Source organism: Muricoccus roseus, from assembly GCF_900141905.1.
Taxonomy (GTDB): Bacteria; Pseudomonadota; Alphaproteobacteria; order Acetobacterales; family Acetobacteraceae; genus Roseomonas; species Roseomonas rosea.
The window spans coordinates 13121-26774 of record NZ_FQZF01000025.1; the positions used below are offsets into that span (position 1 = coordinate 13121).

The following is a 13654-nucleotide window of genomic DNA, read 5'->3' on the forward strand; positions in this document are numbered from 1 at the left end:
TCAGATTGTCGGGACACCGGCGCCTGGCTGCGCCGTGCCCGGGGGTGTTGGGGCCTTCCGGCCGACGCCGCGGCGGGACCATGCCCCGCGGAGACGTGCCAGGCCGGAGGCCGAGAGATCGAGGATGCGGCGCTCCGCCCCGGCCGGCGCGCCCGAGAGGCGCCATAGGGCGAGCTGCGCCGCGACATGCGTGCCCGCGCCGAGCATGGCGAGCGCCACCAGGCGCAGGCCTGCCTGGAGCGTGTCCGCCGTAGGGGCCGGCAGCAGGTCGCGCGCGAGGAGGACCATGGCTGCCATGGCGCCGGCCGCGACAAAGGCGCGCCAGACCCGCCGGCCCACATCGGCCAGCCCGTGGCCCAGCAGCAGCCCCGCCTGCCAGTGCCAGACGAGGCCGTTGATGAGACCGGTCGCCAGCATTCCGGCGAGGACGCCCTCGGCCCCGGCCCAGAGGGCGGCGAGGATGATGCAGGGGAGCCGGACGAGCACGAGCAGCGCGTAGATTCCGGCGAAGCGCCGCTGCCGGTCGAGCACCGAGAAGATGTTGAAGGTGAAGTGCGACAGGCTGTCGACCAGCGCATAGAGCGCGCAGAGGACGATCAGCGTCTCCGTTCCTGTCCAGCGCGGGCCGAGGGCGAGGTGCTGCACCTCCGGGGCTGTCAGCGCGATGCCGACGGAGAGCGGCACGGTCAGCGTGCAGATGAGGGCAAAGCCCTCCAGGAACTGGCGGCGCAGCGCCTGGAGGTCGTGGAGGACCCGGGCATAGCCCGAATAGATCGGGGCGCGGATCGGCGCGGCGAGCTCCGTGACCGGCGTCGCCGCGATCTGGTAGGAGATGTTGTAGCGCCCGACCGCCTCGACGCCGATCAGCCGCCCGAGGACGAGGTTCGGCCCCTGCCCGTCCGCCGCGAGGCAGAGGTTCAGCGCCATCATCCATTTGGAGAAATGCAGCAGCTCCCGCCAATGGGCCAGGGAGAAGCGGGGCCGGTGCGGCGCAAGGAAATAGGAATAGGGGATGAGCAACAGCTTGGCGCCGAGATTGCCGAGGACGAGGCACCAGTAGCTCTGCATGATGAAGGCGAGCGCGATGGTGAGGAGGAAGGAGAGGATCTTCCCCGCGATCTGGTAGCGGAAGACCTTTCCGAACTGGAACTCCCGCTGCAGCCGCACCATCCCGATGCTCACCAGCCCATCGAGCGAGACGGTCAGCGCGACGACCATCAGCACCGGTGCGAGCCGTGAATCGCCAAGCATCCCTGCCTGGAGGTCCGCCGTGGCGGCCACGAGGCCGCCGAGGATCAGGCAGCGGATGACGTTCATCGTCCAGGCCGTGTCGTAGAGGTCGCGGTCCACCTCCGGGCGGCGCACCAGCGCGACGGCGTAGTTGGTGGTGGTGAGCTGGTCCGCGATGACGAAGGCGGCCGCGGCCAGGGCAACCAGCCCGAAATCGGCCGGCTGCAGCAGGCGGACGAGCAGCAGCGTGCTGACCACGCTGACGCTGCGCATCGCCACCCGGCCCAGCACCATGACCATGGCGCCAGCGGCGACGAGGGTGCCCACCGAGCGCGTGGTGCTCATCGGCTCAGGCACCCACCGGGTCGGAAAGCGCGAGCCCGGCATCGAGCGGACCATCCTCCCCGTCGAGGAAGGCCTCGAAGACGAGGAGCTGCCACAGGGCCTGGGCGTGGTCGGCCGTGCCGGAGACATGCTCGTCCACAAGGCGCAGGACCGCCCCGCGGTCAAAGATGCCGCTGTCCATCATCGCCATCCCGCTCAGACGGGCGCGCAGCTCCGGCGCGCGGGCACGGAGCTGGCCGGCGATGGAGGCCGCGAAGCCGCGCTTCGGGCCGGCCGGCAGCTCGGGCGGCAGATGCGGCGCCATGCCCTCGCGCAGCACCCATTTGCCGACGCCGCCGCGCAGCTTCTCGGAGCCCGGCAGGGCCAGGCCCCATTCGACGAAGCGGTGGTCGAGCATCGGCGCCCGCAATTCGAGCGAGACCGCCATGCTCGCCCGGTCGGTCTTCGCCAGGATGTCGCCCGGAAGATAGGTCTGCAGGTCGACATAGCCGGCGGCCAGCAAGGGGTCGTCCGGGTCGCAGGCCTCCATGAGCGATACGAAGCGCGCGGCGGGGTCGTGCCCCTGGAGGGATGCGCGCATGGCGGGCGCGAAGAGGCCGAGGCGCCGCTCGTCCTGAAGCTTGCAGACCATGCGGTAATAGCCCAGCGCGCTGTCGAGCGAGAGTTCGGTCAGCGTGTGCTTGGCGCGGAGCCAGCGCGGCGCGCGGTCGAGCTTCGGATAGGCCCGTGCGAGGCGGCCGAGCACCTGGCGGCGCAACGGGCCCGGCACATGGCCGCGCACGGCCTCGGCCAGGGCGTGCCAACGGTGGCGGCGGTAGCCGCCGAGGATCTCGTCCCCGCCGTCGCCCGAGAGCGCGACCGTGACCTGTTGCCGCGCGAAGGCGCAGACCGCCATGGTGGGCACGGCGGAATGGTCGCCGAAGGGCTCCCCGAAGATGCGCGCCACCTCGCGCGAGGCGGCGAGGTAGTCGGCGTCGCCGGAGGCGTCGTGATGCGCGGTGCCGAAATGCCGGGCCGCGCGGGCGGCCATCGGGCGCTCATCCTCGGCCCCGTCGAAGCCGATGGTGAAGGTGCGGAGCGGCGGGCCATGCGCTTCGGCCCGCGCCGCGGCCGCGAAGGCCACGACGGATGCGGAATCCATCCCGCCGGAGAGGAAGGCGCCGAGCGGCACGTCGGACATCATCTGGTCCCGCACGGCGCGGCGGAGACGCGTCTCGAGACCTCCGGCCGGCGCTTCCGCCGGGGCGGAGACGCGGCTGGGCGGCGCCCAGTAGCGCTGCGGCGCGGGAATGCGATCCTCGCCGCGTCGCAGGAGAAGGAAATGCCCGGCTGGGAGGCGCCGGATGCCGGCATAGATCGTCGCGGGGTCGGGGATGTAGCCGAGCGCGAGATAGTCGTTGACCGAGGCCGGGTCGAGCTGCCGCGACAGCTCCGGCTGAGCGAGAAGGCCCGCGATCTCGGAGGCGAAGGCGAAGGTGCCGTCCCGCAGCATGGCATGGTGCAGCGGCTTCTCACCGAGGCGGTCCCGCGCGAGCAGCAGCTCTCCGCGCTGGCGGTCCCACAGGGCGAAGGCGAACATGCCGCCCAGGCGGTCGAGCACGCCCAGCCCCCATTCGCGCCAGCCATGCAGGATGACCTCGGTGTCCGAGCGGGTGCGGAAGCGGTGCCCCGCAGCCTCGAGCTGCGTCCGCAGCGTCGCGTGGTTGTAGATCTCGCCGTTGAAGGAGACCGTCAGCCCCGCGTCGTCGGTGGACATCGGCTGCACGCCGCCTTCGAGATCGACGATGGCCAGCCGCCGATGTCCGAGCGCGAGATTCGGCTCGCAGTGGAACCCGGCGCCGTCGGGCCCGCGATGGCGGAGCGCCGCGGCCATGTCCCGCAGGTGGCTGAAGGCCGGAGCCCTCGGCCGGGTGGGATGGAAGACCCCTAGGATGCCGCACATGACATGATCCCTTCCGCGATTCCTTCAGCGCCTTCTTCCGCGCGACGTGTCCCGTGGCGTGCGACGGCGGCCGCGGTGTGGGACGGCCGCAACAGTTGCATTCCGTTTTTCAGAGAAGCTGTCCCAGAGATCACGTTCATGTTATTGCATCCGCGCGAGCCGAGCCCGGAGACCAGCGTTGCCTTCATGCGGAGGAAGCGCATCTCAAGGAATGGCCTGCCTCCCGACCCTTGATGGGACGAGTGCGATCCGCATGGATACGGAACCGGCGCCTTGATGATCCGCGAAGACATCCCTGGACTGGCCCATGACCGCCCGATGGAGCGGGTGCCCGCGCTGCGCGCGCGGCGCCTTCCCTGGCCTGCGGCGGCGCTCGTCATCCTCGGCGCCGGGACGCTTCTCTGGATCGGCATTCTCGCCCTCATCCGGTGGCTGGCGTAAGCACGGGGCGCGGCGAGAGACCGGGGCGGCCGGCTTTCAGCCAGGCCAGCACCTCCCCCAGGCCGTCGCGCAAATCGGGCGGCGCGCCAAGGCCGAGAAGCTCGCCGGCGCGCGCGGGCGAGCCGATGGAGTGGCGGATCTCGCCGGAGCGGGGCGGCCCGTGGCGGATGGCGCCCCGCGCGCCGCAGGCCTGCTCCAGCATTTCCGCCAGCATGCGCACCGAGGTCGCCTGGCCGGTGCAGACATTCACCACCGGCGCCATGACCGAGGCAGCGCGCGGCGCGGCCAGCAGCGCCGCCACCACCTGCGCCACCGGCACGAAGTCGCGGGTCTGGCTTCCGTCGCCATGGATCGTCACGGCCTCGCCCCGGCTCAGCCGGTCGCAGAAGATCGAGATCACGCCGGAATAGGGTGAGCGGGGATCCTGGCGCGGGCCGAAGACGTTGAAGAAGCGCAGGCCGAGTGTCGGGATTCCATGCACCACGCCCGCGGCACGCGCATGCAGCTCGCAACCCAGCTTGTCCGCGCCATAGGCGGAGAGCGGGCGCGGCGGGGTATCCTCGGTGATCGGCAATGTCGCCGCATCGCCATAGATGGCGGCGGATGAGGCGTAGATGACGGGGATGCGCCGCGCCCTCGCCGCGTCCATCACCGTGATCGCACCCGTCAGGTTCGCCCGATGCGTGCCCAGCCAGTCGAGCGCGCCGCGCTCGACCGATGCGATGGCGGCGAGGTGGAAGCAGAGGTCCACCCCTTCCATGACGAGGCTTGCCGTCGCGGGATCCGCGACGTCGCCCAGGATCAGCTCCGCGCCTGGCGCGAGATTTTCTTCCGATCCGCTGGAGAGATCGTCGAGCACGCGCACCGCATGTCCCGCCGATCGCAGGGCGAGGCAGAGATGCGAGCCGATGAATCCGCAGCCGCCGGTCACGAGGACGCGTGACATGGCCCGAAGCCCTCCACTCTGTGTTTGATGTCGGTGCGTGGCGGCGTGTTGGCCGCAACAAGATGCTGGACGCGGCGCGCGCGGCGTGCCTTCGTCATGCCGTCCCGCTCGGGGAAGGAAGACGAATGACGACGCTGACGAGGATGGTTCCGCCCCCGCTCCGCGCGCTGCGCTGGCGCCTGCCATGGATGTACGCCACGGACCGCTTCCGCGCGGCGCCGCTGCGCACCGCCGCGCGTGCGCTGCGATTCACCGCGGCGGAACTCCGGGGCGGCGACATCGACTTCCGCAGTCCGGACGGGCAGGCCTTCACGACCATGCCCAACAACTTCTCCTCCTTCGCGCTCTGCGTCGGCGGAGCGCGGGATCCGGAGATCTGGGAGCTCATCCGCGCGCGGCTGAAGCCCGGCTCGGTCTTCGTCGATGCAGGCGCGAATATCGGCACCTACGCCCTGCCGGCGGCGCGGCTGGTCGGGCCGGGCGGGCGCGTGGTGGCCTTCGAGGCGCATCCGCGCACCTTCGGCTACCTGGCGCGCAACGTGGCCGCCAACGAGCTGCCCTGGGTCACGGGGCTGAACCGCGCGCTCGGCGAGGAGGCCGGCGAGATCGAGATGGAGTTCCAGGCCGCCAATCCGGGGGAGACGCATGTGCGTGCGCCGGGCGAGGCCGGCGGTGGCGGCACGCGCGTGCCCATGACGACGCTGGACGACGCGATGGCGGAGCTGGGACTGACCCGGCTGGACTACCTGAAGATCGACGTGGAGGGCTTCGAGCTTCCGGTCCTGCGTGGGGCGCGCGGGGTGCTGGCAGCGAGCGCCGGTGCTGCCATCCAGACGGAGCTGCAGGAGCGACACGCTGCCCGGTACGGCTACCGCATCGAGGAGATCGGCGCGCTGCTCGGGGGCTTGGGTTTCCATCCCCATGAACCCGCGGGGGGAACGCTGCGTCCGCTCACCGGCAGGCTGGTGGGCGACGTGATCTGGATGCGGGGCTAGGCAGACGGGGCGGGTCATGCCTCAGCCCCGGCGCGTGGTGGTGCAGCGCGGGGCACGGGCGGGCACCCGCACCACCCCGCGCGGCACGATGTTCAGCGTGGGGCTGCGCGCATGGGACTGGGCGTCGGTGAAGGGCGCGCCCGCCTCGCTCAGCCAGCCATAGACGCGGCGCGCCGCGGCGTGATCCAGCACGTCCGAGATCTGGGCGAGGGATTGCAGCGCGAGCCGGCCATATTCGCCGCCGCTGGTACGCCAGCCATCGCCATTGGAGAGGCCGCGCAGGCGGGTCTGCTCGCCGATCTCGGCCCAGCTGCGATAGGGCGCCGCGCCCGGGACGCCCGCCGGCACCATCGCCAGCGTGTAGGCGGCGCCGTCATGCCGCGCGAAGCCCTTCGCTTCCGCCTCGAACCGGCCGACGAGGAAGTTGGTCATCCAGGCCAGGAAGGCGCGCGCATCGGCATTGCCCATGCGCGCGGCGGAGGCGACGGCGGAGGCGAGGTAGTCCTGCTGCCAGGGCGAGGCATCGCCGCGCGGGCCGAAGGAGGTCGGCGGCCACCAGCCATGCGCCTCGCCCTGCATCGCGTTCAGCGCGGGGATCTGCTCGCGCATCCAGGCCCAGTTCGCGGCGACGGCTTCGCGCAGATAGGGCGCCATCGGGTCGGCATCGCCGCTGATCCAGGCCGCGGCGCCCAGCGTGCGCAGCCCCCAGGCCGCGCTGCGGACCTGGCGGTTCTTCACGATGTTCAGGCCGTTGATCGGGCCGGACCAGCTGCGGTCGTAGCGGTTCGCCGGCCAGTTCGACGTAATGTTCCAGGCGGCCTGGGCCTGGAGGTTGTCGAGGAAGGCGCGACGGCCGGTGAGGAGATAGGGGACATAGGACAGGTCCGGCTGGTGCGCCGGGTCCTCGCCCCAGCCCGTGTCGCGCGGGATGGGTTGCAGCAGGCTGAGCGGCGGCCGGCCGCCGCGCGGGTCGGACCAGAAGCGCGGCCAGCGGCGCTCATCCATCCAGCCGCCCTTCCCGTCCGCGCCCCCGGCGGCATCCCAGTAGTGCCAGGGCACCGCGCCGGCGGCCTCGGCCTGGTCGAGCACGAAGGCGGCGGCCCGTGGGTCGCCGGTCATCAGCCAGGCCGTCTGCCAAGCGGTCGCGGGGCCGAGATCGGGGCGGCCGCCGCCGGCGCCCATGGATTTCACGATGCTCCGCGGCGCGAGCGGCGCATCCCAGCCCGGGTCCGCCCGGAGGCGCGACAGGGAGTCGAGGAAGCGTTCCTCGACGCCGGTTGAAAGGTCGTAGCGCGCCACCACGCCGGCCTCGGCGAGATAGGCGGTATCGGGCCGCAGCGCGGGCGGCGGTGCGGCGGGGCGCCCCTCTCGCCCGGCGCCGAGCAGCCGGCCCCAGGCCTGGTAGTGGCCGTGCCGCACCGGGCCGCTGCGCAGCGCCTCCCGCCCGTCCAGCGTCACGGTCAGGGCGTAGTCGGCGGTGCCGCCGCCCGGGCGCATGGCCAGGTCGTTGCGGAGCCAGACATCGGCCCACATCGTTCCATCCGCGCGCAGCGACAGGTCCACGACCAGACGCATCGAGCTGGCGCCAACGACTTCCGGCGGCACCGGCCGCGCGAGCCGCCATTGCAGGGCGAGCGGGCCGGATTGCCAGGGCTGCAGGCCGGCCGCCATGCCCGCGCGCAGCATCTCCATCAGGTCCGCGACCCAGGGCGTGCCGCCGGCGGGCGTCACGGTCACCGTGGCGCGCCGCCCGGCCAGGGCGGCCTTGGCGTCGAGCGGCGGCGCTGCCGCCCCCTCCTCACGCGACAGCACCACTCCGATGCGTTCCCCACGTCCCGGCATCGGCAGGGCGAGGGCGACCACCGCGAAACGCGCGGAGCCGTCGGGATGCCGGGACATGATATCGGCCTGTGCGGCAATGCGGCGGGCATCGGGAAGGCGAGCCCCCAGGGATGCGCCGCGCGGCAGGTCCCCCATGCGGAAGGCCTGGCCCAGCACGACCACACCGCCCTCCCCCGCGCCCAACCCCTCGAACAGGAGGCCGGTGATGCTCTCCGGCCGGTCGGCGCAGGGCAGCGGTTGGGCCAGGACGACGCCGGTCGGCAGCGCGGCGGCGGGCGCGCGCGGCTGGGCCTGGGCGGGAAGGCCCATGAGCGCCCCGGCGCCCAGGAGCAGCGCCTCCCGGCGCGGGATCATGCCGCCCAGCGCAGCACGCGGCGGAACAGCGCGAGCTGCCCCTCCGTCGTCTGCTCCCATCCGAAGCGCTCGGCATAGGCCCGCGTGGCGGCGCGGTCGGGCGGAGCGGCCAGTAGGCGCCTCACGCCCTCCGCGATCCGCGCGGGATCGGCGGCATCGAGCACGATCCCGGCTTCGGGCGCCGCGACGGCCTCGCGCGATCCCCAGGCCGGGCTGGCCACGACGGGCGTGCCGCAGGCCATGGATTCCAGCAGCACATTCGCCCAGCCCTCGCGGCTGGAGGCGAGCACCATCGCATCGGCCGCGCCGTAATAGCGGGGCAGCGCCGCATGGGGCACGGCGCCCTCGAACCGGACGCGCCCGGCCACGCCGCAGCGTTCGGCGAGACTGGCGAGCGAGGCGCGGTCGGGTCCGTCGCCAAGGATGAGCAGGCGGTGCCCGGGCAGGTCGGCCAGGGCGCGGATGACGTGGTGGTGCCCCTTGCGCTCGATCAGCAGCCCCACGGAGAGCAGCACGGGCTCCTCGCCCAGGCCGAGCGCGGCCCGCGCGCTCTCCCGCTGCAGCGGCGGGCGGAACAGGCCGAGATCCACGCCGTTGCGCAACACGGTCACCTTGCCCGGCGGCGCGCCGAGCTCGAGCAGCCCGTCGCGCAGCCCGGCGGAGACGGCGATGAGCGCGTCCGCCCGCGCCATGGCACCCTGGATCAGCCGACGCGCCAGGGGCCGGTGTGGCCAGAGGCTGACATCCGAACCGCGCGCGGTGAGCACCACGGGTAGGCCCAGGCGGCGCGCGAGCCATACCGCCGCGACGCCGTCGGGGAAGAGGTAGTGGCCGTCCACCGCGTCGAAGGTGCGGCCGCTTCGCATCAGGCCGAGCGCCGCCGCATGCAGCGCGTGATGGAGCGCCGGCGGGTTGGTGAGCATGCCCACCCCCGGCAGGGCGAGGTAGCGCGGATGATGCACCGCGATGCCGTGCCGTTCCTCGACCTCGGGAACACTGGCGAAGGCGGCCCAGGCGCCGAAGCGCGGCGAGCGGGAGGGGAACCAGGGAACGGGCGCGAGGACCGTGCTCGTCGCCTCACCGCCGGCGAGCAGATGGCGCAGCCGGTTTTCCACGAAGACGCCATGATTGGGGCGAGCCGCGCTGGGATAGAGCGTGGTCACGGTGAGAAGGCGGAGCGGTGCGGCCGGGCGCGGCCCGCGCGCGGGGCGCGGGGGGGGCGCGGGTTCCGTCGCCGCTGTCCCGCATGTCGAAGGGCCACCAGGCGCCTCGGCGGAGCTCCTCGGGGAGGATGGCCCAGGCGCAGAGCCAGACCATGCCGAGGAGCATCGCGAGGAAATAGAGTCCCTGCATGGGACGGCCTCCCGGTCGTCAGGGGAAAGGCCGGGGGTGAGGAGCCCGCTCATGCGCGCGCCGTCCCGGCCCGGGGTGCGGCGGCGCGTGCGCGTGCGGCGCCGGGCAGCGGTTCCGCCCGCCAGCCGCGCGCCGCCGGCGCGGCGGGCAGCTCGTTGCGAAGCTCGGCCAGGGCGAGCGCATGCGCGGCGGCGGCCACCACCAGCAGCGTCCAGTAGAAGTCCCAGTAGCCGAGGGAGAGGAAGGTGCCGCCGATGCAGTAGGCGAGGATGGAGATCCCCACCATGCGCCCGAGGTCACCCGCCCATTGCAGGCCGGGATGATCGCGCCCGAGGCGCGAGAGCCGCAGCGAGTACCAGATTCCTGAGACCGTCAGGCCGAGCCAGGCGAGGAAGCCGGGGAAGCCGTGCTCGCCCAGGACCTCGAACCAGATGCTGTGCACGGCGCGCGCCGGGCCGCCAGGCATCACACGGTCCACCGCCGCCTGGGAATAGGGGCCGCGGAAGCCGGAGCCGACCAGCGGACGGTCCATGGCGAGGCGGAAGGAGGCTTCCCACAGCTTCAGGCGCGTGGTGGCGGAGGCATCCTCCTCATAGGTCTCGATGGAGTTCATGCGCGCCACCCAGGCCTGCGGCATGAAGGCCATGGCGCCGGCGACGCAGGCGGCGATGACGAGGCCGCCGATCAGCTTGCGCCGGCTGCGCCACCAGAGCAGCAGCGTCACCGCGCCCAGCGCGATGAAGGCGCCGCGCGAATAGGTGCCCACCACGGCGAAGAGCGTCAGCACCATCGCCGCCATGAGGCCGATCTGCACGATGCGATGGCGGGCGTGCATGCGGAGGTAGTTCATCAGCGGGATCGCGACGAGCATCGCGGTGCCGATGTGGTTGTTGTCGGCGATGGTGGTGGCCTCGGGGCCCAGCACGCGGAAGGAGCCGCCGGTGAGGATGGTGAAGGCGCCGCCCCGCACCCCGTAGTAGCCGATGGCGATCACCATCAGCCAGATCAGCGCATCCAGCCGGTGCCGGTCCGTCAGCAGCGCCGCGGTGAGCAGCAGCGCGAGGATCATCTTCGCCGTGCGGTCCCATTTCGCCCAGGCATCCACCGGCTCGCCGAGCCCGACGAGGGTGGTGATCGTGAAGATCGCCACCAGGAGGAGGAGCAGGAGTGTGACCGCGTTGATCGGCAACCGGCGCGGCTCCTGCGCCAGGACGCAGCCCAGCAGCGTGCCGCCCAGCACCATCGCGGCCCAGGGCAGGTTCGCCGCCGAACCCCAGATCTCCCGATGCGGGTTCATGAAGGAGATCCAGGACCACAGCAGCACCCCGGCGAAGGGACGCACCACCGCCATCGGCAACAGCGTGGCCATGGTGGCGAAGAAGAGGAGGTTGCGCATCGCGGGGCGCCTCAGCCGCCCGCGCGAAGTTCGGTGAGCAGACGTTCCGCGGAGGCGCGATCGGCGAAGGTGCCGCCACGGGCCAGGGCCGGTTCGAGCGTGCGGAGCGCCTCGTCGCGCGCGCCGGTTTGCCGCAGCGCCAGGGCGAGGCGGTAGGACATGCCGGGATCGGCCGCGCCGCGCGCCGCGCTGGCCGCCACCGCCTGGCGCAGCAGCGGCACGGCTTCCGCCGCCCTTCCGCTGCGCAGGCGGATCCATCCCAGCGTGTCCGCGATCTCGGCGCTGGGCGCGAGATAGTAGGCCAGCTCGGCATAGCCGGAGGCCTCGGCGAGCGCCGGGGCGCCTTCGCGCTTCTGCGTGAGCCAGGCCAGGTTGTTGAGCAGGACGGGGTCGGCGGGCGCATGCTTCAGGGCGCGCGCGAGGTGCTGCATGGCCTCCGCGTCCCGTCCTCCCAGCATTTCGAGCTGCGCCAGGGCGGACAGGACCGGCGCGCTCTCGGCATCCTGCGTCAGCCATGCCTTCAGCGCGGCTTCCGCCTCCGCCGGCTTTCCGGCCATGCGCCAGGCCGAGGATTGGCGCAGGGCCAGGGCCATGGAGGGTTCGCGCGCATAGGCGGCGGCGAAGGCCTTGGCCGCCTCTTCACCGCGCCGGGCGGCCAGGAGCAGATCGCCGCGCAGCATCGCGGAGGCGGGACGCGAGGCCGGGCGCTCGGCCAGGCGATCGGCCTGGGCGAGCGCCGCGTCGATCCCTTCGCGCGAGCGGGTGAGGCCGACGAGCGTGCCGAGCAGCTCCGGATCGTTCGGCCGGCTGCGGAGTCCCTCCTCCAGCAGCGCCTCGGCCGGACGCGGGTCGCCCTGCCGCGCGAGCAGCAGCGCGAGCAGGCGGCGCGCGGTGGAGGAGTTGGGATCCTCGGCCAGCGCCATGCGGCTTGCTGCCTCGGCCTCGGCCCATTGCCCGGCGGCCGCCCGCGCCTCGGTGAGGAGAAGGAGCGGGTTGGGACCGCGCCGGGTCGCGCGCAGCGGCGCCGCGTCCAGCAGCGCCGCCGCGCCGGCGGGGTCTCCCGCCTGGATGAGGACGCGCGCGAGCGCGACGGCCAGGGCTTCCTCCCCGGGCCGGGCCGCCTGCGCGGCGGTGAGCGCGGCGCGCGCGGAGGCCGCGCGGGGTCCGCCGCCCATCGCGGCGCGTGCGAGGCGCCCGATGGCATCCGCATTGTCCGGATCCCGGGCCAGGACCTCGCCGTCCAGGCGCTCGGATTCCGCGGGATTGCCGGCGGCCAGGGCGAGCCGGGCGAGCCCCAGCCGGGCATGGATCGATTCCGGGTTCCGCGCCAGCGCCGCCCGGAAGGCGGTGGCAGCCTCGTCACGCTGCAGCCGGAGGGCGTGCAGCGTGCCCTGCAGCATGAGCGCGCTTTCCTGGTCGCGCTCGGCGGGGTCGAGCTGCGCCAGTTCCCGCTCCGCGGCCGCGAGGTCCCCGCGGAGCAGCGCCTCGAGAGTCACCATCTGCCGCACGGAGCGCGATGCCGGCGCGATGCGCTGCGCCTCGGCCGTGCTGCGCCCGACCGCGCCGAGATCCCCGGCCGCGAATTGCGCGGCGGCCAGGCGTGCGAGCAGCTCCCCGTTGCCGGGCGCCAGCTCCACCGCCCGGGCGAGGGCCTGCGCGGCCTCCCGCGGACGCTCGGCGGCGGCATGGGCGCGGGCCAGCAGGTCGTAGGCGGCGGCATCGGCAGCGCCGCGCGAGGCGAGCCGCGAGAGCGTGCCGGCGGCCGCATCCGGGCGGCCGGCCTCCATCTCCATCATCGCCAGCAGCTTGGCGCCGCGCGGGTCCGTCGGATGGCGTGCGGCGTAGCGGCGGGCCGCATCCTCCGCCTGTTCCTTCTGCCCGAGCGCCTGCTTCACCCGCGCCTGCAGCAGGAGCGCGTTGGGCAGGCTCGCCATGGCCGGTCCGAGCCGCTGGAGGTCCTCATCCGCGCCGCGCCAATCCTCCGCGCTGGCCCGGATGACGGCGCGCAGGTAGATGCCGGCGGCGCTGCCCGGGGCATTGCGCAGCGCGACATCCAGGTCGCCGCGCGCCTCCGCGCCCCTGCCCTGGGCAATCAGCAGCTCCGCCCGCCGCAGCCGCGCCTGCACATGGCCGGGGGTGGCGGCGATGACCCGCCCGATCGTCTCGAGCGCTTCGGGCAGGGCGCCCCGGCGCTGCTGGAGCGCCGCCTTGCGCAGCAGCGCCTCGGCCGAAGCCGGGTCGGCGCGCAGCGCCGCATCGGCCTCCGCCTCCGCCGCCGCGAAGTCGCGGCGCGCCAGGGCAGCGCCCATCGCCGCCAGATGCGGCTCCGGCGCATCGGGGGCGAGGCGCAACGCCTCCTCGGCGGATTGCCGCGCCTCCTCCGGCCGGCCGAGTGAGAGCTGCGCCATGGACCGCCCCGCCATGACCTGCCCGGCCTGGGCCGGCGGGGTGCCCGGCGACGGCGCCGGAAAGTCGCGCAGCAGCGCGTCGGACCGGTTGCCGGCGAGATAGGCGCGCATCAGCAGTGCCGTTCCGGCCGCCGGGTCCAGCCCATGCTCGAGCGCCAGGCGCGCATCCCGCTCCGCGGCATCCGCCTCCCCGAGGTCCAGGCTGGCCTGGGCAAGCGCGGCGCGCAGCGCGGCGGAGTTGGGGTCCGCCCGCACGGCGTTGCGTAGCTCGATCTGCGCGGCGCGCAGCTCGCCGCGGGACTGGGCGGCCCGCGCCTTCTCCAGCGAGGCGGAAGCCGGTGCCGGCCAGGCAAGCACCGCGCAGGCGAAGGGCAGGATCAGGTGTCGGATCGGAGACATGCG

General features: G+C 73.5%; 9 protein-coding genes. 2 read left to right on the top strand and 7 right to left on the bottom strand.

What is annotated here, in order from left to right; translation table 11 throughout:
• Both BUB97_RS18535 and asnB read right to left on the bottom strand, forming a co-directional pair.
• Entirely contained in the window at positions 1-1575 is a 1575-nt protein-coding gene (locus BUB97_RS18535) for an oligosaccharide flippase family protein (RefSeq protein ID WP_175562680.1), read from the bottom strand.
• Positions 1576-1579: 4 nt separating this feature from the next.
• Positions 1580-3517, bottom strand: a complete 1938-nt coding sequence (gene asnB, locus BUB97_RS18540; RefSeq protein ID WP_073137507.1) for an asparagine synthase (glutamine-hydrolyzing) — start codon at positions 3515-3517, stop codon at positions 1580-1582.
• 276 nt (positions 3518-3793) lie between these two features.
• Between asnB and BUB97_RS26320 the strand changes: the two genes are divergently transcribed.
• Positions 3794-3958, top strand: coding sequence for a hypothetical protein (locus BUB97_RS26320; RefSeq protein ID WP_175562681.1), 165 nt, complete (start codon positions 3794-3796; stop codon positions 3956-3958).
• Here the strand turns inward: BUB97_RS26320 and BUB97_RS18545 are convergent.
• Complete coding sequence (locus tag BUB97_RS18545; protein WP_073137509.1) at positions 3939-4904, bottom strand: NAD-dependent epimerase/dehydratase family protein; 966 nt, start codon at positions 4902-4904, stop codon at positions 3939-3941. The genes BUB97_RS26320 and BUB97_RS18545 overlap by 20 nt on opposite strands.
• A gap of 125 nt (positions 4905-5029) precedes the next feature.
• On the opposite strand from BUB97_RS18545, the gene BUB97_RS18550 reads away from it, so the two are divergent.
• Positions 5030-5899, top strand: a complete 870-nt coding sequence (locus tag BUB97_RS18550) for an FkbM family methyltransferase (RefSeq protein WP_073137511.1) — start codon at positions 5030-5032, stop codon at positions 5897-5899.
• A gap of 21 nt (positions 5900-5920) precedes the next feature.
• Here the strand turns inward: BUB97_RS18550 and BUB97_RS18555 are convergent, their stop codons facing one another.
• The 4 genes from BUB97_RS18555 to prsT form a co-directional block, all read right to left on the bottom strand.
• Positions 5921-8095 carry a hypothetical protein gene (locus BUB97_RS18555; RefSeq protein WP_073137513.1) on the bottom strand — a complete coding sequence of 725 codons (2175 nt, stop codon included), beginning with the start codon at positions 8093-8095 and terminating at the stop codon, positions 5921-5923.
• The gene (locus BUB97_RS18560) at positions 8092-9258 is read right to left on the bottom strand and encodes a glycosyltransferase family 4 protein (RefSeq protein WP_073137515.1); all 1167 of its coding nucleotides are present in this window, start codon (positions 9256-9258) and stop codon (positions 8092-8094) included. Before BUB97_RS18560 ends, BUB97_RS18555 begins: the two co-directional genes overlap by 4 nt.
• Positions 9259-9497: 239 nt before the next feature.
• A complete protein-coding gene (locus tag BUB97_RS18565; protein WP_073137517.1) occupies positions 9498-10844 on the bottom strand; it encodes a putative O-glycosylation ligase, exosortase A system-associated in 1347 nt (448 codons plus the stop codon).
• An 11-nt stretch (positions 10845-10855) separates the two neighbouring features.
• The gene (gene prsT, locus BUB97_RS18570) at positions 10856-13651 is read right to left on the bottom strand and encodes an XrtA/PEP-CTERM system TPR-repeat protein PrsT (protein ID WP_073137519.1); all 2796 of its coding nucleotides are present in this window, start codon (positions 13649-13651) and stop codon (positions 10856-10858) included.
• Between the last annotated feature and the right edge of the window lie 3 nt (positions 13652-13654).

Coding starts and splice junctions, on each gene's coding strand:
- BUB97_RS18535 (WP_175562680.1), bottom strand. CDS start 1,575: ATGAGCACCACGCGCTCGGTGGGCACCCTCGTCGCCGCTGGCGCCATG.
- asnB (WP_073137507.1), bottom strand. CDS start 3,517: ATGTGCGGCATCCTAGGGGTCTTCCATCCCACCCGGCCGAGGGCTCCG.
- BUB97_RS26320 (WP_175562681.1), top strand. CDS start 3,794: ATGATCCGCGAAGACATCCCTGGACTGGCCCATGACCGCCCGATGGAG.
- BUB97_RS18545 (WP_073137509.1), bottom strand. CDS start 4,904: ATGTCACGCGTCCTCGTGACCGGCGGCTGCGGATTCATCGGCTCGCAT.
- BUB97_RS18550 (WP_073137511.1), top strand. CDS start 5,030: ATGACGACGCTGACGAGGATGGTTCCGCCCCCGCTCCGCGCGCTGCGC.
- BUB97_RS18555 (WP_073137513.1), bottom strand. CDS start 8,095: ATGATCCCGCGCCGGGAGGCGCTGCTCCTGGGCGCCGGGGCGCTCATG.
- BUB97_RS18565 (WP_073137517.1), bottom strand. CDS start 10,844: ATGCGCAACCTCCTCTTCTTCGCCACCATGGCCACGCTGTTGCCGATG.
- prsT (WP_073137519.1), bottom strand. CDS start 13,651: ATGTCTCCGATCCGACACCTGATCCTGCCCTTCGCCTGCGCGGTGCTT.